Origin of the sequence: Curtobacterium sp. YC1 (assembly GCF_016267665.1) — a bacterium.
In the GTDB taxonomy this organism is placed as follows: Bacteria; Actinomycetota; Actinomycetes; order Actinomycetales; family Microbacteriaceae; genus Curtobacterium.
In genome coordinates, this window is record NZ_CP066341.1 from 2,445,136 (window position 1) to 2,463,929 (window position 18,794).

Genomic DNA, 18,794 nt, shown 5'->3' on the forward strand with positions numbered 1-18,794 from the left:
CGCCCAGGCTGCCCGGTCATGGTGTCCGCTCCGCCTGACGGCGACCACCCCACGGTCGCCCGGCGGACGGACGGGCCCCACCCCACCGTCCGGTCCCCACCGGCCCGCGGCCTCCCCCGATGACGACGTCACCGACGCCCGTCACGCCCGCACGATCGACCACCCCCGACGTGTCCCGGAGCGCCACCCGCGAGCCGCCGACCCACCGGAACCGATGCGACACACCCCCGAGCTCCCCAGCACCACCGCCTCGACCCGACGTCAGGCGCTGAACACCCCGTCCCGGCGGCTGCGCCGTGCCCTGCGGCACCGGGCGACCCTGGTCGCCGGCGGCGTGGCCGTCCTGGCCGTCGCCGGCGGTGCGCTGACCGTCGGCACCCAGCCCGCCATCGGCGAGGCCCTCGGCGTCCCGTCCGGCACCGCGAGCGCGTCGTCGACCCCGCAGCCGGCGCTGCACGGCACCGCACTCGACCGCGCGCAGGCCGCCGCGACGATCACCACGGCGAAGACCGTCATGCAGACCGCGAACGACAAGGTCGACACCTCGGCGCTCGAGCGCCGCGTCGACGCCCTGCGGGACTACCCGGAGCTGTCCGGTGCCGCCCTGACCACGCGGATCTCGACGACGGTCGCCTCCACGACGCACGTCGCCCAGGCGAGCGCCACCCAGGACAAGCGGGACGTCGATGCGAAGGCCGCGGCGGCAGCGAAGGCCGCCGCCGACGAGCGCGCAGCAGCCGAGGCCGCCGAGGCCGCGCGCAAGCTCGCCGCGGGCAACACCGTGGCCGGCGCGAAGGCGACGGCGACCTCGATGGCGTCCGCCGAGTACGGCTGGGGGGCCGACCAGTTCCAGTGCCTCGACAACCTGTGGACCAAGGAGTCCGGGTGGGACTACCAGGCCGTCAACGCGAACGGCGGCGCGACCGGCATCCCGCAGGCGCTCCCCGGCTCGAAGATGGCGACCGCCGGCTCGGACTGGCGCACGAACGCGACCACCCAGATCACCTGGGGCCTGCAGTACATCAGCGCCGCGTACGGCACCCCGTGCGCCGCGTGGGCGCACTCGCAGGCGAACAACTTCTACTGATCCCCGCGGTCGCGACCGCGACCGGTGACGGACGGGAGGCCCGTGGCGGATCCGCCGCGGGCCTCCCGTCCGTCGGTGTGGTCCGGTTCACCCCACCCGCGCGACGCGCACGTCGACGCGGCTGAGGGACAGGCCGAGGGCCGTCGCGGTCGCGAGGGCGGCGTCGTGCACGGCGCGGGCGACCTCGGGGGCCGGGCGGACGCCGTCGGTGCCGATGACCACGCGCAGGACGCCGTCGTCGTCCACGACGGTACGGAGGAGCGGGCCGGCGTTCGTGGCGATGCTGCGGACGGCCTGCACGGCGCTCGCGACCGTCGGGCGGGCGCGGTACAGGTCGGTGACGCCCGGGACCTCGGTGACGGCGGCCTCGATCGCGGCGAGGGTCTCGTCGGTGGCGCTCATCGGGCCTCCTCCTGATCGCTTCCGTGGGTCGTCTCGTGGTCGTGCTCGGCTCGCTGGTGGGCCTGGTGCTCGTGCTCGGCCGGGTGCTCCGGCAGCAGGTCGCGCACGACCACGTCGATCGCCTCGACGAGCAGGTCGGTCTGCTCCGCCAGGGTGCCGGCGACCGCGGTCCGCACGAGCTCGGCGGTCGCGGGGATCGACGGGCCGGTGGCGATGGCGATCTCGACGACCACCCGGACCGGCGAGGCCAACTCGGTGACGTCGCCGTCCAGGTGGCACCGGGCCACGAGCACACCGGGCACGCCGTCACCCGTGCGCCGGATGAGCGAACGGATGGCACCCTCGGTCATCACGGGGTGCTCGGTCTCCGACAGCGGCCGCAGCGGCACGTCACGACCGGAGCGGGACTCGATCGAGATGTTCGCCAGGACGTTGCCGATCCACGACTCGTCGGCCGGGGCCTCGTCGCGAGCCGCCGCCTCGAGCGATCGGAGCGAGGCGTGCCGGACGCGGATGATCGCCGCGAGGGCGTTCTGACAGGCCGGCGAATCGTCGATGCTGGGGTCGGCCGGCTGCATGCCGGCGTCGAGGTAGTCGGCGAGCTCGTCGATCGAGTGGCCGTCCAGGTCGCCGGGCTCGAGCGCGTCGAGTGCCTCGGGGCTGTCGGGCAGGTCCGTCGTGTCGGAGGCGTCGGGGCCGTCCGGTCGGATGCCGTCGTGGTCGCTCATCGCCATCCCTCCATGAGTCGGATCATGTTCTTCCTCGCTCGGGACAGCAGGCCCCGGACCGTCGACGGTGGCAGGTCGAGTTCGGCGGCGATCTCGTCGTACCGGTACTCGAGCACCTCCTTCATGATCCAGCACCGTCGCTGCGCTTCCGGGAGTTCGGCCAGCGCCCGCTCGGCGGCCTCTTCGCGGGAGCGCGCCTCGGCGACCCGCTCCGGGGCGTCGTTTGCCGGCGCGGCGACCTCGAGCTCCGTGACGTCGTCGTGGACGCGGCGGGCACGGATGCGGTCGAGGCACTTCCGGCTGAGGATGCGCATCAGCCAAGCCTTCACGCGCGCCGGGTCGTCGAGGCCGTCCAGCCGGTCCCAGGCGGTGATGAAGGTCTCCTGCACCACGTCGTCGAGCTCGTCGGTCGAACCGAGTGTGCGACGGGCGTAGGCGCGGAGCAGCGGGGTGTGGCGGCGGATCAGGACCTCGAAGGCCCGGACGTCGCCGTCGGACGACCGGCCGGCGAGGACCGCGTCGTCGAGCTCGGCGAGGGACTGCTGGTGCACGCGTTCCTTCTACTGGTGACGGGTGGTGATCGGCTGGGTGCGCCCGGCGGCCGGGACCACGCGCAGCGGACCGACGGGCCGCGCGGCGAGGGACCGGACACGGGTCTGCGCCAGCGGGTGGGAGCGCGTGCTCCTGGTGACGGGGTCGGTGCGTGCCATGTGGTCTCCTCGGTCGGGTGGTCCGGTACCGATGAGACGGAGGCCGCGGCCCGTTCGTCACACGCGCGTTCGGGATCTGCTGTCGGACGGCCGCTCGGGGCTTCCGGCCGGTCAGCCGCTCGGGGCTTCCGGTCAGTCGGTCGCTCGGGCCGGCGGCGTGCCCCGGGACGGGTCGATCGGACGCTTCGCCACGGGCAGCCCGGCGACCACCAGGTCGTACGCGTTGGCGACGAGGTCCTCGACCAGGGTCTCGTCGATCCCGTCGCCCGGCGACAGCGTGATCCAGTGCCGCTTGTTCATGTGCCAGCCGGGGGTTATCTCGGCGTGGTCGCGCACCAGGGCGGCTCCGTGCGGCGGCGCGCACTTGAGGTTGACGATCGGGACGCCGCGGACCTCGGTGACCATCACGAACATCTTGCCGACGACCTTGTGCACGATCGCCCCCTCGCCGAAGGGCTGGGTCTCGACGGCCGCCGGCAGCCCCGCCGCCGTGCGGATCGCGACCTCGTGCAGCTGCTCGCCGTCCATGCGCACAGCCTGCCGCAGGCCGCCGACACCCACCCGTTCGGGGGCGGGTCGTGAGGACCGATCACGTCGTAGGATTCCCACGCCGCGCACCCGACGCGGCGGTCGCCCCGGCGATCACCACCAGTTCCAGGGGGAACCCGTGCGCATCACCCGAACCCTCGGCCTCGCCGCCGCCACCGCTGTCCTCGCGACCTCCGTCGTCGTCGGCGGCGCCACGACCGCGCAGGCGGCCCCGAAGGCGTACGCCAACTGCTCCGCCGTCCACAAGGTCTACTCGGGCGGCATCGCGAAGAAGTCCGTCAAGAAGAACAAGGTCGTCTCCGGCGGCAAGGCCACCTACCGCGCGCTCAAGGGCACGGTGAAGAAGGACGACGCGCTGTACAAGGCGAACACGAAGCTCGACCGCGACAAGGACGGCATCGCCTGCGAGAAGAGCTGACCCGCTCTCCACCGCACATGACGCCGTCGTGGGCGTGAGACGCCGTCGTCGTCGTGTGACCGAGACGCCGTCGTCGTCGTGTGACCGAGACGCCGTCGTCGTCGTGTGACCGAGACGCCGTCATGCGCTCGAGACGCCGTCAGAACCGGCGGCGTCTCGGGCCTTCGGCGGCGTCGATCCGAGACACCGGCGTCATCTCGACGCGACGGACGGCCACGACGCCGGCGTCATCTCGACGAGACGTTCGTCGCGCTGACACGACGGCGTGACGCTGCCACGACGGCGTCTCCCGGACCACTCAGAGCGACGGAACGCCCTCGTGCCCCGTCCGCGGCCGCGCGGTACCAGCCACCCCGGTGACCACCGACCCTGCCGGCACGTCCTTCGTCACGACGGTGTTCGCTCCGACGACGGAGTCCGACCCCACGGTGATCGCCCCGATGAGCGAGGACCCGGCACCGAGCACCACGCGGTCCCCCACCACGGGGTGCCGTCGTGTTCCCGGACCGTGCTCCAACCCGCGACCGCCGAGCGTCACGCCGTGGAACACGAGCACGTCGTCGCCGACCACTGCGGTCTCGCCGATCACGACACCCATCCCGTGGTCGATGAAGCAGCGGCGACCGATGCGTGCCCCGGGGTGGATCTCGATCCCCGTCACCGCCCGGGCGACCTGCCCGAGCAGCCGCGCGACGAAGCGTGCTCCGGGCAGCCCCTCGGCGATCCACAACCGGTGCGTGAGCCGGTGCGTCCAGACGGCGTGCAGGCCCGGGTACAGGAGCGCGTTCTCCAGGTCGCCCCGGGCAGCGGGGTCGCCGCGGCGTGCTGCGGCCAGGTCCTCGCGGACCGTCCGCAGCACACCCCGGCGCCCGGTTCGACTCACGCAGTGAGCCCCTCGAAGAGCACCGTCGACAGGTAGCGCTCCCCGGTGTCGCACACGATGGCGACGATCCGCTTGCCGGCGTTCTCGGGGCGGGCCGCGATCTCGAGCGCAGCGTGGATGATCGCGCCGGACGAGATGCCGGACAGGATCCCCTCCTCCGTCGCCAGGGCGCGGGCCACGCGGAGCGCGTCATCGAGCTCGACGTCGAACACCTCGTCGATGACGCTGCGGTCGAGCACCTCGGGCACGAAGTTCGCGCCGATGCCCTGGATCTTGTGCGGCCCGGCCTTGCCCTCGGTGAGCAGGGGCGAGTCCTTCGGCTCGACCGCGACGATCTGCACGCCGGGCACCCGCTCCTTCAGCACCTGGCCGACACCCGTGATCGTGCCGCCGGTGCCGACGCCCGCGACGAACACGTCGACGTGCTCCTCGGTGTCGCGGAGGATCTCCTCCGCCGTCGTCTTCCGGTGGATCGCGGCGTTCGCTGCCGTCTCGAACTGGTGGGCGAGGATCGCGCCCGGCGTCTCGGCGACGATCGACTCGGCCTTCGCCACCGCACCCTTCATGCCCTCCGGCCCGGGGGTCAGGACGATCTCGGCACCGTAGGCGCGGATGACCGCACGGCGCTCGACGCTCATCGTCTCGGGCATCGTGATGACGACGCGGTAGCCGCGGGCGGCACCGACCAGGGCGAGCGCGATGCCGGTGTTGCCCGACGAGCCCTCGACGATGGTGCCACCGGCCTGCAGTTCGCCGGACTCCTCGGCCGCGTCGATGATCGCGACGCCCAGACGGTCCTTGACGCTCGCGCCGGGGTTGTAGAACTCGAGCTTGGCGAGGACCTCTGCACCGCCGGCCTTCGGCAGGCGGTTCAGCTTGACGAGGGGGGTGTTGCCGAACGCCTGGGAGATGTTCTCGTAGATGGTGCCGCTCATCCGGTCCGTCCTCTGCGGGTCAGTCGCGCATCGCTCTTCCTGGAGGCGCGGTGTGCGCCCGATCCTAGCGACCGGACCCAGCGTGGTCCTGTCCGTGACGGGCGCTCCGCGCCGGACGCGGGTCGCGCCTCCAGGCCGGGTCTCACGCGCGTCCGCGCAGCGCACGCTGCAGCTGCGCCTCGGTCGGCAGCGCCTGCCGGATCTCGGGTGGAAGGAGGTCGTACGACGCGACGCCGACCGGCGCGTTCGAGGCGCCGAGCGAGTACCGGACCACCGCGTCGTTCTTGCCGGCGACGAGCAGGAGCCCGACGGTCTCGGCGTGCCGCGCTCGGCGCAGTCGTGCGTCCACGAGGGCGACGGAGAAGGAGAGCTGACCCACGTGATCGGGGCGGAACTCCCCCCTCTTGAGTTCGACGACCACGTAGCGCAGTTGCTCCACGTGGAAGAAGAGCAGGTCCACGAAGAAGTCGCTCCCGTCGACGTCGAAGTGCACCTGGCGGCCGACGAAGGCGAACCCCGAGCCGAGCTCGCGGAGGGTGTCCGCGATGCGGTCCACCATCGCGGACTCGATGGCGCGCTCGTCGCGGTCGCCGTCCACGGCCAGGAAGTCGAGGACGTACGGGTCGCGGGTGATCTGCTGCGCGAGCGTCGCGTCGTCCTCATCGAGGAGACGACTGAAGTTCGTCGTCTGCACCCCCGACCGCTCGAGCGCTTGGGACCGGAGGTTGTGGACCAGGACGTTCCGCGACCAGCCGTTCTCGACGGCAGCCTCGACGTACCGAGCGCGTCGGTCGGGGTCAGTCTCCGGGAGGAGCGCTCGGATGTGCCCCCAGGGCAATTGGTCCACACGCTGTGGACCGATTGCCGCTTCGTCAGGCCACGTCGCCGCGAACTGCCGCATGTACTTCAGGTTGGTCGCCGAGAGCCCCTTCATCGAGGGGAACTCGGTGCGCAGGTCCGCAGCCAGCCGGTTGAGCACCCCGCTCCCCCAACGTCCGGCCCTCGACCGCTCGAGCAACACCGAACCGATCGACCAGTACAGGTGGACGAGGTGAGCGTTCGCCGCGAGCTGCACCCGCCCTCTCGTCGCCGTCACGCGGTCTCGGATCGACCGGAGGGTCTCGGCGTACTCGTTCGGCAGTGCGGCGTCATCGGTCATCCGCCGATGGTGGACGGGCGACAGGCTGGCTGTCCACGAATCGGTATGGACGACGGATGCGAGGCATTCGCCCGGTCCGGGTCAGCGCGCGAGCGACGTCCGCACGAACCGCTCGTCCGTCGCCTCGAGCACCCGCAGCACGTTGCCCCCGGCGAGCGCCCGCAGGTCGGACCCGCCCCAGCCACGTCGTTCGAGCTCCGCCGCGAGCACCGGGTACCGCGACACGTCCCGCAGGTCCGGCGGCAGCACCGGGGTGCCGTCGTAGTCGCCGCCGAGACCGATGTGCGCCGCACCGGCGACGTCGCGGGCGTGCTCCACGTGGTCCGCGACGTCGGAAACGGTCACCAGGGGCGGTTCCCCGACCGAGCCGCCTTCCTCCCAGTCCGCCCACGCCCGCGACACGAACTTCGGCACGAAGGTGATCATGACCACGCCGCCGTTGTCGGCCAGCCGGGCGAGCACGTCGTCGGGGACGTTCCGCGGGTGGTCGTCGATCGCGACCGTGGACGAATGGCTGAAGACGACCGGCTGGGTCGCCACGTCGAGTGTGTCCCGCATGGTCGTCGGCGCCGTGTGCGACAGGTCGACGAGCATGCCGATCCGCTCCATCTCGGCGACGACCTGGCGTCCGCGGTCGGTGAGGCCGCCGTGCGCGCGCTCCCCCGTCGCGGAGTCCGCCCACGGGGTGTCGTCGTTGTGGGTGAGCGTCATGTACCGGACGCCGAGCCGGGCGAGGGTGCGGAGCACGGCCAGGTCGTCACCGATGGAGTGCCCGCCCTCGGCTCCGAGCAACGACGCGATGCGACCGGTGTCGATTGCGGCACGCACCTCGGCGGCGGTCCGGGCGAACGCGAGGTCGTCGGGGTACCGCTCGATGATCCGGTGGGCAAGGTCCACCTGTTGCAGGGTCGTGCGCACCGGGTCGGGGTCGTCGGCGGGGACGAACACCGACCAGAACTGGCCCGCGACGCCACCGGCGCGGAGCTTCGGGATGTCGGTGTGCAGCGAGTCGGCCTCGGTGTCGATGCCCTCCACGCCGGAGTCGTGGGACTCGCGGCGCTCCCACGGCAGGTCGTTGTGGCCGTCGATGACCGGGAACGGGAGCGCGTCGAACGTCATGCCTGCGACGCTACCGCCCGTCGCTACGATCTCCGGGTGACCTCCACGAACACGTCGACGGACCGGCCGGTCCGGTGACGGTCTCGTTCCGGTGCGAGACGGAGCTCGCCTGCTCCCCCGAGCGCGCCTTCGCGCTGTCGCTCGACGTCGGCGCGCACGAGCGGTCGATGGCCGCGAGCGGTGAGCGCGCCGTGGCCGGCACGACCTCCGGGACGATCGGCCTGGGCGAGACCGTGACGTGGCGTGCGCGGCACTTCGGGGTCGTCTGGCGGATGACGAGCCGGATCACCGCCCTGGAGGCCCCACACCGGTTCGTCGACGAACAGGTCCGTGGTCCGTTCGCCCGCTTCCACCACGAGCACCGGTTCGAGCCGTCGGCCGGCGGCACGCGCATGGTCGACACGATCACGTTCCGCGCTCCGCTCGGCCCGTTGGGTCGCCTGGCCGAGGTGCTCGCACTCGGTCGGTACATGCCACGGCTGATCGCCGACCGGAACGCCTCGCTCGCTGCCGAGCTCCGCGCCGACGGCCACGGTGGTGCCAGTGGCTCGGACGGCTCGGGGGGCTCCGGCGGCCCGGGCAGCTCCGGTCAGTAGCCGCCAGACCGTTGCTCGCTGCGGCTTGCCGCACCGATGACGCACGCCCACCGGACCGAGCGGATCGCGAGCCCGCCGCGATGGTAGGAATCGACCATGAGCAGGGGAATCAGGATCGACCACGTGGGCGTCACGGTGCCGGACATCGACGCGGCCACGGCGTTCTTCGAGGCGGCGTTCGACGCCGTCGTCCTGTACGACATGCGGCGTCGTGACGAGGCTCCGAACGGCACGGCCGAGGCGCACGGCTACCTCGGCATCCCGAGCACGATGGCGCAGGGGGCCATGCGGATGCTCGCGCTGCCCGAGGGCCCGGGCCTGGAGCTGTTCGAGTACCTCGGCCCGGAGCAGCGGACCGCGGCGCACCCGTCGGACCTCGGCTGGCAGCACCTAGCGGTGTACGCCGACGACCTGGACGAGACCCTCGCCCGGGTCGAGGCAGCCGGAGGGACCAGGAACTCCGACCCGCGTGACCTGCGCGGCGACGAGGCCGGCACCGGCAACCGCTTCGTCTACACGCGGACGCCGTGGGGGTCGACCCTCGAGCTGGTGAGCTACCCGACGCCGCAGCCGTACCTGCTGTACGCACCGCGCCCGAAGTGGGCACCGTGGCCGATGTCGGACGACGTCTTCCCGGTGCCGGCCCCCGCCGTGCACTGACGCGACGCAAAGACGAGCCCTTCGTGAGCAGAAATGGTCGGGTGCCGAACGGCGACCCGACCATTCCTGCTCACGAAGCTCGCGGCGACACAGAGAACGTGCACAGCCATGTGCACGATGATGCACCCATGCACGAGACCATCCGCTACGTCGCGATCGGCGACAGCTTCTCGGAGGGCATCGGCGACGCCGGTCCCGCTCCGCTCCCCGGCTGGACCGGACGACTCGCGAGCGGGATGGCCGCGGCGCCGGACACCGGCGTCTCGTACGCCAACCTCGCCGTGCGCGGGCGGTTGCTCGCGGGCGTCATCGACGGGCAGCTCGAGGCCGCGCTCGCGCTCGACCCCGCGCCGACGCTCATCACGTTCTGCGCCGGCGGCAACGACATGCTGCGCCCCGGCTACGACGTCCCCGCGCTCCTCGCCCTCGTCGAGGCAGCGGCCGACCGGGTCGCCGCCACCGGTGCCCGCCTGGCACTCCTCAGCCCGGCCGACCCGAGCGCTCGACTGCCGCTCGGGTCCCTCATCAACCGCCGTGGCAACGCCTGGGCCGAGGCGCTCGGCACGCTCGCCCGGCGTCGTGGCCTGCCGTTCGTCGACGTCTCGCGCGACCCGCACCTGCGGCGGGCGGAGTTCTGGTCGGACGACCGGCTGCACATGAACGCCACCGGCCACCAGCGCGTCGCCGAACTCGCCCTGCACGCCGTCACCGACGCGCCCGCACCGGTCGAACCGACCGACGACGGCAGGTCCCGGGCGAGGCTCGGCGAGGAGCTGCGCTACTACCGGGAGCACGTCCTGCCGTGGGTCCGACGCCGGGTCACGCGGCGGTCGTCCGGCGACGGCCGCTCCGCCACCTTCCCCACCTGGACCCCGGTCGGACAGCCCGCAGGACCGCAGTCGGGCGGCCGCCGGGATCAGCCCGCGACGTAGACCCGGGTCGTGACGCCGCTCAGGGCGTGTGCGAACTCGTCGCCCGTCGCGACGAAGCCACCCGCCTCGTACAGGCGCACCGCCCGGTCGTTGTCGCCGAGCACGTGCAGCACCACGCGCGGGTGACCGGCAGCTCGCGCGTCGTGCACCGCCTCGGACAGCAGGGACCGCCCGAGCCCCCGCGCCTGCACGCCGGGTCGCACCGCGAGCAACGACAGGTAGGCGGCGTCCGTCGGGTCCGTCGAACGCCCGGTGCCCGGCGCCGTCACGAGCACGAAGCCGTCGACCGTGCCGTCGTCACCGGGCGCCACCAGCCAGGCGACGTGCTCCGCCGCGAACTTCTGCCGGGCGCGCTCCCGCACCGCGGGGTCCTCGCCGACGCCGTCCCGTGCGGCGACCGCGGCAGCCCACAGGTCGATGCAGGCGTCCGTCTCGTCGGGGCTCGCAGGACGCACGACCACGGACGATTCGATCATCCGTTCAGCCTACGGCGGCGCGGCTCCCGATCCTGAACGAGGCCCCACGGTGCTCCTCGGGCAGCCGGTCGCCCCGTCCGTGCAGCTTCTGCCGGAGCGAGCCCTGCGCGTACTCCTCCGGGTAGGCCCCGCGGGCACGGAGCTCCGGGATCACGAACTCGATGACGTCCTCCCACGTGCCCGGGGTCACCGCGTACGCCAGGTTGAAGCCGTCGACGTCGGTCAGCTCCTGGATCTCCTGCAGCCGGTCGGCGATGGTCGCTCCCCCGCCGACCGCCACCGGGCCGAGACCACCGATCGCCGTGTGACGGGCCAGGTCGCGGATCGTCCACGACGACCCGTCCTCGCCGGTGGCTGCCGCGATGTTCGCCGCGGCGGACTGGATCGCGTTCGACTCGACGTCGCCGAGGGGCTCGTCGAGGTCCCACTGCGACAGGTCGACGCCCATCCACCCCGAGTTGAGCACCAGGGCGCCGAGCTCCGAGGCGTACGACAGGTAGTCCTCGTACTTCGCCTGGGCCAGCTCGTCGGTGGCGTCCGTGATCACGGTGAGCAGTGTGTAGACGCGGGCGGCGTACCGGTCGCGACCAGCTGCCTCCAGGGCGTCACGGACCTTCGCGACGGTCGACGCGAGTTGCTCGACGGTCGGTGCGCCCACGAAGACCGCTTCGGCGTTCTCGGCGGCGAAGCGGATGCCGCGCGGTGACGCGCCCGCCTGGTAGATGACGGGCGTGCGCTGCACGGACGGCTCGGACAGGTGGATCCCGGGGACGTCGAAGTGCGTGCCGTGGTGCTCGATCGGGTGCACCTTCGCGGGGTCCGTGAAGATCCCGGCGTCGCGGTCCGCGACGACGGCGTCGTCCTCCCACGAGCCCTCCCACAGCTTGTAGAGGACCTCGAGGTACTCGTCGGCCACGTCGTAGCGGTCGTCGTGCGACAACTGGTCGGCCTGCCCCATGTTCCGCGCCGCGCTCGGCAGGTACCCGGTGACGACGTTCCAGCCGACCCGGCCCTTCGTCAGGTGGTCGAGCGTCGACATCCGTCGGGCGAACGGGTACGGGTGCTCGTACGCGGTGCCGGCCGTGATGCCGAAGCCCAGGTGCTCGGTGACCGAGGCCATCGCCGACACGAGCAGCACCGGGTCGTTCACGGGCACCTGCGACCCGGTGCGGAGCGCGGCCTCGTTCGACCCGCCGTACACGTCGTAGGTGCCCAGGACGTCGGCGATGAAGATGCCGTCGAACGCCCCACGCTCGAGCGTCTTCGCCAGGTCCGTCCAGTAGCTCAGGTCGCGGTAGTCCCGCGAGCGGTCGCGCGGGTGCCGCCACAGCCCGGAGGACTGGTGCGCCACGCAGTTCATGTCGAACGCGTTGAAGCGGATCTGCCGGTGCTCGCTGCTGCTGCTCACGGGTCGAGACGCTACGTCGGTCGCGCGCGTCCGTCACGGACCGTGACGAAGCGTGACGGGCCGGCTCCGGCACCGGCCTGGAGGCCCGCCCCGCCTCCGCCCCGCCGCCCCGGCCGGGCGGGTGGCCGGCCGCGCCGGTCGCCGGGTCCCCGGCGCGGTGCGGGTGTCTCCGCCGGCCCCCCGGCGCGGATGCGCGTCGCACAACCGAAGTGCTCCGGAACCGCGCGATCGCACGGCGCGAGCGCACTTCGGTTGTGCGACGTGACATCGCTCCCGCGGCTCAGGCCCGGTCGTGGAGCGTGACGTGGTAGCCGTCGGGGTCGGCGAACGTGAAGGTCCGACCGAAGGGGCCGTCGATCGGCGCCGAGACGATGCGGTGACCGTCGGCTGCCAGGGCGTCGTGGATCGCCTGCACATCGGTCGCGTGCATCCAGATCGCGGCACCGATGCCCGGCTGCGACACGTCGTCGAGATCGGTCCCGGGCACCAGGTCGCGCAGGGCGAACGCGATCGGCGAGGTCTCGAACACGACGGCGTGCGGCGGCCCGGCCTGGGCGCGGACGAGACCGAGGTACTGCTCGTAGAACGCCTGCGACGCGGCGAGGTCGCGGCTCTGCAGGGAGATGAAGTCGGGGCCGGTGACGGGCATGTGGTGCTCCTTCGGTTGTGTCAGTCTTCTGACACACACCAACGTATGTCAGACTACTGACATGCGTCAAGACGGAGACGGCATCGACCTCGAGACGTCGATCGGTTACCTGCTCAAGGAGACGGCGAGCGCCCTGCGCGCATCCATGGAAGCCGTCCTGCGACCACTGGGCATGACGATCACGCACTACTCCTGCCTCGAGCTGCTGGCGCAGCGCCCCGGTTTGTCGAACTCCGAGCTCGCCCGCGGCACCTTCGTCACCCGGCAGTCGATGAACGTCCTGCTGCAAGCACTGGAGCGGGACGGCTTCGTCACGCGAGCCAGTGAGCCGTCCGTCGGCAAGGCGCTGCCGACGCAGCTGACCGCGAGCGGGCGTCGGAGCCTGGAGCAGGCGAGCGCCGCGGTCCGCGGTGTCGAGCAGCGGATGCTCGAGGGGCTGACCGAGCAGCAGCAGGCGGACGCCCGTCAGGTCCTCCGGAGCATGGTCACGGCACTCCGCCGGCAGGACTGACCCACGGGTAGGCACGCATGCGGAACCGTTCCGCCTGGGCCTGGCCCTGCTCGCCGGCCCGTGGGCCAGACCGTGGGCGGACGTGGTCCCTAGGCTGATCGGATGGACGTCGCACTGCGGGACAGCACCACCGAGGACCTCGAGTGGCTCGTCGAGCTCCGGGCCGTGGTGCTGCGCGACGACCTGACACGCCTCGGTGTCTTCGACGAGACGCGCGTCCGGCAGCGACTCCGCAACGCGTTCCAGCCGCAGCTGACCCGCATCGTCGTGGTCGACGGCCGCGACGTCGGGTCGATCACCGTCCGGGTCGAGGGCGACGTCCGCTGGGTCGAGCACTTCTACCTCGCGCCCGACGTCCAGGGGCGAGGGGTCGGATCGAGAGTGCTGCGCACCGTCCTCGACCAACTGCACGACGGCCCGACGCGCCTCAACGTGCTGGTGGGCAGCCCCGCTCGCCGACTCTACGAACGCCACGGCTTCGTGCTCGACACCGACGACGGCGTCGACGTGTTCATGACGCTGCGGGCCGCCGATCGAGCATGCCAGGGAGCGCACTGAGCTGCTCGTCGACGACCTCGGCCGTCCGGCGCGCGGAGGCTCGTCGCCACGCTCCCCTGAGCCGGTAGCGTCAGCGACGTGACCGAGACCGGCGAACACGACGACGAGACCTTCAGCTTCACGATGTCGAGCGGCGGCACGCCCCGCGGCCACCTGCAGGACCCGAGCGCGGTCACACTGCACCTGGACCCCCGGCTCCTCGGTGACACCGCCCGGGGCAAGGAGATGTTCGCCGGGGCGGTCGACAAGCAGCACACCGCGCTGTCCGGCTACGCCAGGGCGCTCGACGACGCGGACGGCGACGTGACCGCCCCAGCGGTGCAGGACGCCGCCACCGCACTCCACGAGGCGCTCCAGTTCCTGCCGATCGCCCACACCGTCTACGCCGGGGTCGGTTTCCCGTCGGCGCGGGTCAGCGACGACCCGCGTGCGACGTCGTCGACGCCGGACCGGGGCGAGCGCGGCTTCGGAGTCCACCCGGACATGCTCACGGCGATCCAGGGCGACACGAGCCAGCGCTGGGAACTCGCCGGCACCGAGGACCTCCCGCTGGCCGTCGAGATCGCCCTCGCGACAGACCCCGACGCGAACGTCCGGTCGGTGTTCCTGTCCGGGACGACCCGGTCCCGGACCGTCGTGCTGCTCATGGAGGCCCGTGAGACCGACCCGGACGTGCTCGAGCAGCTCGCCCAGCAGGGCTACGCCAGCCCCGATCGGAAGTTCCCCCTACCGCTCGCGGACCTGGTTCCCCGAGAACTCGACGGCCTGTACGAGCTCCTCGGCCTCGACGCCGCCACCGTCCGCCTCGCACACGAGCGGTGGGCGCGGGCGCAGGAACACGACGAGCGCATCACCGTCGGCGACGCGCTCCGCGACATCGGCGCGGTCAGCTGAGCCGCTTGGCGTACCAGCGGTCGGAGTACGGATCGTCGTTGAACGGCGCCACCCGGACGAACCCGAGCCGTTCGTAGAGCGCACAGGCCTCGGCGAGCTCGGCGCGGGTGTCCAGGCGCAACGACGCGAACCCGCGTTCTCGGCAGACGCCCTCGACGTGCCGCAGCAGCGCCGAACCGATGCCTCGGCCACGGTGCTCCGGCAGCGTGAACACCTTCGTCAGCTCGCCGATGCCACCCACGAAGCGCACGCCGGCACAGGCGACTGCCGCTCCCCCGTCCGAGACGACGACGAACGCCCCGGTGTCCCCCTGCAGGTCGTCGTACGGCTCCTCGGCGTGTGCCTGGTCGATCTCGGCCGACGTCGCCGCCCGCCCATACCACCTCGACGCGACCTCGGTCAGGTAGGCCCGCACGATCGCGTCGGCGCGCGCTGCGCCGGGTCGCTCCGTCTCGAAGATCATCACGCCCCCTGCGTGGTCGTCCTGTCCGAGCCCTGCGGGCGACCAGCTGCTGACGGGAGGCGCGGGGCGGACCCGCACCGGGCCTCCCGTCCGTCAGGTGGTCGCGATCGCGAGCCGCACCTGGCTCAGCGGGACGCGGTCGCCTCGCGCGCGGCGGCTTCCGCCGCCACCCAGGCGAGCATGCCGCACTTGACGCGCATGACGAACTTCGAGACGCCGTGGAAGGCGACGAGGTCCTCGAGGACGTCCTCGTCGGGCTCGCCGACGCCGCGCGAGCGCATCATGGTGCGGAACTCGTCGGTGAGCGCGAGGAGCTCCGGGACGGTCCGGCCCACGGCCATGTCGGTGAGGACGGACGCCGAGGCCATCGAGATCGAGCAGCCGTCGCCCTGCCAGGCGAGCCCGGCGATGCGGTCCGTGCCGGGCTCGAGCCGCAGGCTGACGGTGATCTCGTCGCCGCACGTGGGGTTGCGCTCGAAGTGCGAGGCGTCGGCGTCGGGCAGTTCGCCGTCACCGTGCCGGGCCTTCGCGTGGTCGAGGATGACCTGCTGGTACAGGGAGTCGAGGGTGTTCACGCGGATGCTCCGAAGTAGTCGCGGACCTCGGCGACGGCTGCGATGAACCGGTCGACGTCGTGCTCGGTCGTGTAGACGTAGGTGCTCGCGCGGCTCGTGGCGGTCAGGCCGAGGCGTCGGTGCAGGGGCTGGGCGCAGTGGTGCCCGGACCGGACGGCGATGCCCTGCGCGTCCAGGTACTGGGAGACGTCGTGGGCGTGCACGCCCTCGACGTCGAACGCCGCCAGGCCGGACCGTGGCACGCCGGCGGGCGGGCCGACGACGCGGATGCCCGGGACGGCGGCGAGACCGTCGAGCATGCGACGGGCGAGGTGCTCCTCGTGGGCGCGGACACGTTCCATGCCGATGCCCTGCAGGTAGCGGACGGCCTCGGCGAGGGCGACGGCCTGGGACACGGGCTGCGTGCCGGCCTCGAACCGCTCGGGCGCGGGCATGAACTCCGAGCCCTCCATCGTCACGGTGGTGATCATCGAACCGCCGGTGCGGAACGGTGGCAGGGCGTTCAGCAGGTCGCCGCGACCCCACAGCACCCCGATCCCGTTCGGGCCGAGCATCTTGTGCCCGGAGAACGCGGCGAAGTCGACGCCGAGCTGCTGCACGTCGAGGGGACGGTGCGGGGCGGACTGGCAGGCGTCGAGCACGACGAGGGCACCGCGGGCGTGCGCGAGCCCGACGATCTGCTCGACGGGCGCGACCATGCCCGTGACGTTCGAGACGTGCGAGAACGCGACGACCTTCGTGCGGTCGGTGATGAGCGCGGCGGCGTCGTCCGCGGTCCACGTGCCGTCGTCGGCGACCGGGATCCAGCGCAGCGTCGCACCGGTCAGCGCGGCGAGCTCCTGCCACGGCACGAGGTTGGCGTGGTGCTCCGCCTCGGTGACCAGGATCTCGTCGCCCGCACCCAGGCGGAAGCGCGCGGCGTCCGGCCCGCCGCGGCCGGCACTGGCGCTCGCCATGCCGTGGGCGACGAGGTTCAGGGCATCGGTGGCGTTCGCCGTCCACACGACCTCGGTCGGGGCGGCGGCACCGATGAACCCGGCGACGGTGGCACGGGCGTCCTCGTAGGCGTCGGTGCTGAGCGCCGCGAGCGTGTGGGCCCCACGGTGCACGGCCGCGTTGTCGTGTTCGAGGAACCGACGCTCGGCGTCGAGGACCTGGCGCGGGCGCTCAGCCGTCGCGCCGGAGTCCAGGTACGCCAGCGGCTGCCCGTTCACGTCCTGCGCGAGGATCGGGAAGTCCCGCTTGATCGCTGCGACCTCGGTCTCGGTGAGCGGCTGGTTCGGCGCCACGACTGTCACGTCTCGTCCTCCTGGTGTTGCCGTCCACGACAACCCGTCAATGGTGGCCGTTGTTCCCGACGCCGTCCAGTCGGCACGGCGCAGCCCCGGGCCGGAGCGGTCCGGGGCAGCGCGCGTCGACGGTGGGCCGTCGGCTACTCGTTGCCGAGCTTCTTGTCCGCTGCGTCGCGGGCGCCGTCGATCTTCTCGTCGTACTTGCCGCCGGTCGCCTTCTTGACGGCGTCGGCCACGCCGCCGAGCACCTTGTCGCTGACGCCCTCGGCGCGCTCGCTCTTCAGGGCGTCCTGGACCTTGCCGTCCTGCAGGAACGCCTGCGCCTTCTTGGTGATGTCATCGAACGCCGCCATCGCTGCTCCTCGTGTCGGTGCGGAGCCCGTCGCTCCGTCGTGCCGCCGAGCGTAGGCCGAGCCCACGACGCGCGTACCGGAACGTTCGGGGTCTTCACACCATCTGGGCGCTGCGGCGGCGGGCCAGGACGTGGCCGACGGCGACGGCACCGGAGATCGCCAGCAACGAGGGCACCAGGATGTCGACGCCCTGCTGCGTGAACTCGACGACGAGCACGAGCGCCGTGAAGGGTGCGCGCATCGTCGTGGCGAGGAACGCCGCAGCACCGACGAAGGCGAATGCCGCCAAGCTCGGACCGTCGGCGGGCCAGAGCAGCAGCCAGGCACCGCCCAGCCCGCCGCCGATCGCCGCGCCGATCGCGATCGAGGGCGTCAGGGTGCCGCCCACCGCGCCCCCGCCGATGGTGGCCGTGGTCGTCACGGTGCGCAGCACACCGAGCAGCAGGAGCAGGACGATCGGCGAGAGCCCGGCGAACGGGTCGTCGTCGAGCGCGGTGTTCATCGCCACGAGCCCGAGCGCGCGGCCGTTGCCGAGGATCTCCGGGAACGGGATGGCGATGAGCCCGACCAGCGCGAAGACGACGGGCAGCACGACGAGCAGGTGCCAGCCCTTCGGCGCGATCCCCTGCAGCCGGTTCGTCAGCTTGACGAACCCGACCCCGGCCAGCCCGAGCACGGGGCCGACGACGATCGCCCACACCAGCAGCGACGGGGTCAGGTGCATCGTCGGGACGTCGTAGAGCACCTCGTCCGGGATCACGAGTCGGGCGACGATCGCCGCGACCGCACTCGTCGCGAACGCGGGCAGCGCGGTCGCCAGGCTGATCTCGCCGAGCAGGACCTCCACCGCGAACAGGGCGCCGCCGAGGGGCACGTCGTAGACCGCCGCGAGACCGGCGGCCGCTCCGCACGCCACGAGGATCCGGGTCTCGCGTGGCGTGAGGCCGGCGCGGCGCGTGACGAGCTGGGCGAGCCAGGCCCCGACCTCGCGCGGCGCGACCTCCTTGCCGATGGACGCGCCGAGCCCCACGGCGAGGATCTGGATGCCCGCGTTGGCGAGCGTTGCGAGTGCCGGCATCCGGGCCCCGTCGACCGCGGCGGTCACCGAGACGATCGACCGCCCCCAGCGTCGGAGTGCCCACCACGCGACCCCCGTCAGCACACCGGCGGCGGTGATCGCCAGGAACCGGTTCAGGCCGGACGGCGCGTCGGCGGCCTCGAGGTGCCCGCCGAAGCCGTACCCGAACGCGACGAACTGGATGAGCTGCAGGGCGAGCCAGACCGCGATCCCCGCGATGCCGCCCGAGATGCCGACCAGGGCGGTGATGACCGCGAGCTTGACCGCCCAGACAGGGGTCGCGAGACCGGAGTGCGGCATGCCGGAAGCCTAGTGGGTGGGCTCACCGGGGAGCGCCGGAGGCCACCGCGTCGGCGCTC

At 72.4% G+C, this 18,794-nt stretch carries 25 protein-coding genes; 8 read left to right on the plus strand and 17 right to left on the minus strand.

From position 1 onward, the window contains the following. The first annotated feature begins 214 nt into the window (after positions 1–214). A complete protein-coding gene (locus I8920_RS11485; RefSeq protein ID WP_198656464.1) occupies positions 215–1,087 on the plus strand; it encodes a phospholipase in 873 nt (290 codons plus the stop codon). A gap of 87 nt (positions 1,088–1,174) precedes the next feature. Here I8920_RS11485 and I8920_RS11490 read toward each other — a convergent pair whose 3' ends face one another. From I8920_RS11490 to I8920_RS11510, 5 genes are all read right to left on the minus strand, one after another. Next, positions 1,175–1,489 carry a hypothetical protein gene (locus I8920_RS11490; protein WP_198656465.1) on the minus strand — a complete coding sequence of 105 codons (315 nt, stop codon included), beginning with the start codon at positions 1,487–1,489 and terminating at the stop codon, positions 1,175–1,177. After that, on the minus strand, positions 1,486–2,217 hold the full coding sequence (locus I8920_RS11495; RefSeq protein WP_198656466.1) for a hypothetical protein: 732 nt from the start codon (positions 2,215–2,217) through the stop codon (positions 1,486–1,488). The genes I8920_RS11490 and I8920_RS11495 overlap by 4 nt, the downstream gene beginning before the upstream one ends. Next, positions 2,214–2,768, minus strand: coding sequence for an RNA polymerase sigma factor (locus tag I8920_RS11500; RefSeq protein ID WP_198656467.1), 555 nt, complete (start codon positions 2,766–2,768; stop codon positions 2,214–2,216). The genes I8920_RS11495 and I8920_RS11500 overlap by 4 nt, the downstream gene beginning before the upstream one ends. 9 nt (positions 2,769–2,777) lie before the next feature. Then, positions 2,778–2,927, minus strand: coding sequence for a hypothetical protein (locus I8920_RS11505; RefSeq protein WP_198656468.1), 150 nt, complete (start codon positions 2,925–2,927; stop codon positions 2,778–2,780). Positions 2,928–3,059: 132 nt separating this feature from the next. Then, positions 3,060–3,455, minus strand: coding sequence for an MmcQ/YjbR family DNA-binding protein (locus I8920_RS11510; protein ID WP_198656469.1), 396 nt, complete (start codon positions 3,453–3,455; stop codon positions 3,060–3,062). Between the two features lie 139 nt (positions 3,456–3,594). Between I8920_RS11510 and I8920_RS11515 the strand changes: the two genes are divergently transcribed. Then, positions 3,595–3,894, plus strand: coding sequence for an excalibur calcium-binding domain-containing protein (locus I8920_RS11515; protein ID WP_198656470.1), 300 nt, complete (start codon positions 3,595–3,597; stop codon positions 3,892–3,894). Positions 3,895–4,192: 298 nt separating this feature from the next. Here I8920_RS11515 and epsC read toward each other — a convergent pair whose 3' ends face one another. The 4 genes from epsC to I8920_RS11535 all read right to left on the minus strand — a co-directional run bounded on the left by epsC (position 4,193) and on the right by I8920_RS11535 (position 7,990). Further along, positions 4,193–4,777 carry a serine O-acetyltransferase EpsC gene (gene epsC, locus I8920_RS11520; protein ID WP_232832725.1) on the minus strand — a complete coding sequence of 195 codons (585 nt, stop codon included), beginning with the start codon at positions 4,775–4,777 and terminating at the stop codon, positions 4,193–4,195. Next, a complete protein-coding gene (gene cysK, locus I8920_RS11525; RefSeq protein WP_198656471.1) occupies positions 4,774–5,712 on the minus strand; it encodes a cysteine synthase A in 939 nt (312 codons plus the stop codon). The genes epsC and cysK overlap by 4 nt, the downstream gene beginning before the upstream one ends. Before the next feature lie 142 nt (positions 5,713–5,854). Further along, positions 5,855–6,871: a PDDEXK nuclease domain-containing protein gene (locus tag I8920_RS11530; protein WP_198656472.1), complete on the minus strand. Its 1,017-nt coding sequence runs from the start codon at positions 6,869–6,871 to the stop codon at positions 5,855–5,857. 81 nt (positions 6,872–6,952) lie between these two features. Then, positions 6,953–7,990 carry a dipeptidase gene (locus I8920_RS11535; RefSeq protein ID WP_198656473.1) on the minus strand — a complete coding sequence of 346 codons (1,038 nt, stop codon included), beginning with the start codon at positions 7,988–7,990 and terminating at the stop codon, positions 6,953–6,955. A gap of 74 nt (positions 7,991–8,064) precedes the next feature. Here I8920_RS11535 and I8920_RS11540 point away from each other — a divergent pair, with 74 nt between their 5' ends. The 3 genes from I8920_RS11540 to I8920_RS11550 all read left to right on the plus strand — a co-directional run bounded on the left by I8920_RS11540 (position 8,065) and on the right by I8920_RS11550 (position 10,178). Continuing rightward, the gene (locus tag I8920_RS11540) at positions 8,065–8,586 is read left to right on the plus strand and encodes an SRPBCC family protein (RefSeq protein ID WP_198656474.1); all 522 of its coding nucleotides are present in this window, start codon (positions 8,065–8,067) and stop codon (positions 8,584–8,586) included. A gap of 96 nt (positions 8,587–8,682) precedes the next feature. Continuing rightward, positions 8,683–9,246: a VOC family protein gene (locus tag I8920_RS11545; protein WP_225557346.1), complete on the plus strand. Its 564-nt coding sequence runs from the start codon at positions 8,683–8,685 to the stop codon at positions 9,244–9,246. A 128-nt stretch (positions 9,247–9,374) separates the two neighbouring features. Then, positions 9,375–10,178 carry an SGNH/GDSL hydrolase family protein gene (locus I8920_RS11550; RefSeq protein ID WP_232832726.1) on the plus strand — a complete coding sequence of 268 codons (804 nt, stop codon included), beginning with the start codon at positions 9,375–9,377 and terminating at the stop codon, positions 10,176–10,178. On the opposite strand, the gene I8920_RS11555 is transcribed toward I8920_RS11550, so the two are convergent. The 3 genes from I8920_RS11555 to I8920_RS11565 all read right to left on the minus strand — a co-directional run bounded on the left by I8920_RS11555 (position 10,163) and on the right by I8920_RS11565 (position 12,711). Continuing rightward, positions 10,163–10,654, minus strand: coding sequence for a GNAT family N-acetyltransferase (locus tag I8920_RS11555; RefSeq protein WP_198656475.1), 492 nt, complete (start codon positions 10,652–10,654; stop codon positions 10,163–10,165). The two genes, I8920_RS11550 and I8920_RS11555, sit on opposite strands and share 16 nt — an antisense overlap. Before the next feature lie 4 nt (positions 10,655–10,658). Continuing rightward, positions 10,659–12,062 carry an LLM class flavin-dependent oxidoreductase gene (locus tag I8920_RS11560; protein WP_198656476.1) on the minus strand — a complete coding sequence of 468 codons (1,404 nt, stop codon included), beginning with the start codon at positions 12,060–12,062 and terminating at the stop codon, positions 10,659–10,661. 280 nt (positions 12,063–12,342) lie between these two features. Then, positions 12,343–12,711 (minus strand): VOC family protein, encoded by a 369-nt coding sequence (locus tag I8920_RS11565; protein ID WP_198656477.1) that lies wholly within the window; start codon positions 12,709–12,711, stop codon positions 12,343–12,345. Between the two features lie 61 nt (positions 12,712–12,772). Here I8920_RS11565 and I8920_RS11570 point away from each other — a divergent pair, with 61 nt between their 5' ends. From I8920_RS11570 to I8920_RS11580, 3 genes are all read left to right on the plus strand, one after another. Then, positions 12,773–13,222 (plus strand): MarR family winged helix-turn-helix transcriptional regulator, encoded by a 450-nt coding sequence (locus tag I8920_RS11570; protein ID WP_198656478.1) that lies wholly within the window; start codon positions 12,773–12,775, stop codon positions 13,220–13,222. Positions 13,223–13,324: 102 nt separating this feature from the next. Further along, a complete protein-coding gene (locus I8920_RS11575) occupies positions 13,325–13,780 on the plus strand; it encodes a GNAT family N-acetyltransferase (protein WP_198656479.1) in 456 nt (151 codons plus the stop codon). A 78-nt stretch (positions 13,781–13,858) separates the two neighbouring features. Beyond that, positions 13,859–14,674 (plus strand): hypothetical protein, encoded by an 816-nt coding sequence (locus tag I8920_RS11580; RefSeq protein ID WP_198656480.1) that lies wholly within the window; start codon positions 13,859–13,861, stop codon positions 14,672–14,674. Here I8920_RS11580 and I8920_RS11585 read toward each other — a convergent pair. From I8920_RS11585 to I8920_RS11605, 5 genes are all read right to left on the minus strand, one after another. Further along, complete coding sequence (locus I8920_RS11585; RefSeq protein ID WP_198656481.1) at positions 14,667–15,137, minus strand: GNAT family N-acetyltransferase; 471 nt, start codon at positions 15,135–15,137, stop codon at positions 14,667–14,669. The genes I8920_RS11580 and I8920_RS11585 overlap by 8 nt on opposite strands. A gap of 125 nt (positions 15,138–15,262) precedes the next feature. Further along, complete coding sequence (gene sufU, locus I8920_RS11590; protein ID WP_198656482.1) at positions 15,263–15,712, minus strand: Fe-S cluster assembly sulfur transfer protein SufU; 450 nt, start codon at positions 15,710–15,712, stop codon at positions 15,263–15,265. Continuing rightward, positions 15,709–17,001: an aminotransferase class V-fold PLP-dependent enzyme gene (locus I8920_RS11595; protein ID WP_198658740.1), complete on the minus strand. Its 1,293-nt coding sequence runs from the start codon at positions 16,999–17,001 to the stop codon at positions 15,709–15,711. Before I8920_RS11595 ends, sufU begins: the two co-directional genes overlap by 4 nt. A 143-nt stretch (positions 17,002–17,144) precedes the next feature. After that, complete coding sequence (locus I8920_RS11600) at positions 17,145–17,357, minus strand: Rv0909 family putative TA system antitoxin (RefSeq protein ID WP_198656483.1); 213 nt, start codon at positions 17,355–17,357, stop codon at positions 17,145–17,147. A 94-nt stretch (positions 17,358–17,451) separates the two neighbouring features. After that, positions 17,452–18,735 carry a chloride channel protein gene (locus I8920_RS11605; RefSeq protein WP_198656484.1) on the minus strand — a complete coding sequence of 428 codons (1,284 nt, stop codon included), beginning with the start codon at positions 18,733–18,735 and terminating at the stop codon, positions 17,452–17,454. Between the last annotated feature and the right edge of the window lie 59 nt (positions 18,736–18,794).

Excerpts from the sequence above, each read along its gene's own strand:
- I8920_RS11485 (WP_198656464.1), top strand. The coding sequence starts at position 215 with ATGCGACACACCCCCGAGCTCCCCAGCACCACCGCCTCGACCCGACGT.
- I8920_RS11490 (WP_198656465.1), bottom strand. The coding sequence starts at position 1,489 with ATGAGCGCCACCGACGAGACCCTCGCCGCGATCGAGGCCGCCGTCACC.
- I8920_RS11495 (WP_198656466.1), bottom strand. The coding sequence starts at position 2,217 with ATGAGCGACCACGACGGCATCCGACCGGACGGCCCCGACGCCTCCGAC.
- I8920_RS11505 (WP_198656468.1), bottom strand. The coding sequence starts at position 2,927 with ATGGCACGCACCGACCCCGTCACCAGGAGCACGCGCTCCCACCCGCTG.
- I8920_RS11510 (WP_198656469.1), bottom strand. The coding sequence starts at position 3,455 with ATGGACGGCGAGCAGCTGCACGAGGTCGCGATCCGCACGGCGGCGGGG.
- cysK (WP_198656471.1), bottom strand. The coding sequence starts at position 5,712 with ATGAGCGGCACCATCTACGAGAACATCTCCCAGGCGTTCGGCAACACC.
- I8920_RS11530 (WP_198656472.1), bottom strand. The coding sequence starts at position 6,871 with ATGACCGATGACGCCGCACTGCCGAACGAGTACGCCGAGACCCTCCGG.
- I8920_RS11535 (WP_198656473.1), bottom strand. The coding sequence starts at position 7,990 with ATGACGTTCGACGCGCTCCCGTTCCCGGTCATCGACGGCCACAACGAC.
- I8920_RS11545 (WP_225557346.1), top strand. The coding sequence starts at position 8,683 with ATGAGCAGGGGAATCAGGATCGACCACGTGGGCGTCACGGTGCCGGAC.
- I8920_RS11550 (WP_232832726.1), top strand. The coding sequence starts at position 9,375 with ATGCACGAGACCATCCGCTACGTCGCGATCGGCGACAGCTTCTCGGAG.
- I8920_RS11555 (WP_198656475.1), bottom strand. The coding sequence starts at position 10,654 with ATGATCGAATCGTCCGTGGTCGTGCGTCCTGCGAGCCCCGACGAGACG.
- I8920_RS11565 (WP_198656477.1), bottom strand. The coding sequence starts at position 12,711 with ATGCCCGTCACCGGCCCCGACTTCATCTCCCTGCAGAGCCGCGACCTC.
- I8920_RS11570 (WP_198656478.1), top strand. The coding sequence starts at position 12,773 with ATGCGTCAAGACGGAGACGGCATCGACCTCGAGACGTCGATCGGTTAC.
- I8920_RS11575 (WP_198656479.1), top strand. The coding sequence starts at position 13,325 with ATGGACGTCGCACTGCGGGACAGCACCACCGAGGACCTCGAGTGGCTC.
- I8920_RS11585 (WP_198656481.1), bottom strand. The coding sequence starts at position 15,137 with ATGATCTTCGAGACGGAGCGACCCGGCGCAGCGCGCGCCGACGCGATC.
- I8920_RS11600 (WP_198656483.1), bottom strand. The coding sequence starts at position 17,357 with ATGGCGGCGTTCGATGACATCACCAAGAAGGCGCAGGCGTTCCTGCAG.
- I8920_RS11605 (WP_198656484.1), bottom strand. The coding sequence starts at position 18,735 with ATGCCGCACTCCGGTCTCGCGACCCCTGTCTGGGCGGTCAAGCTCGCG.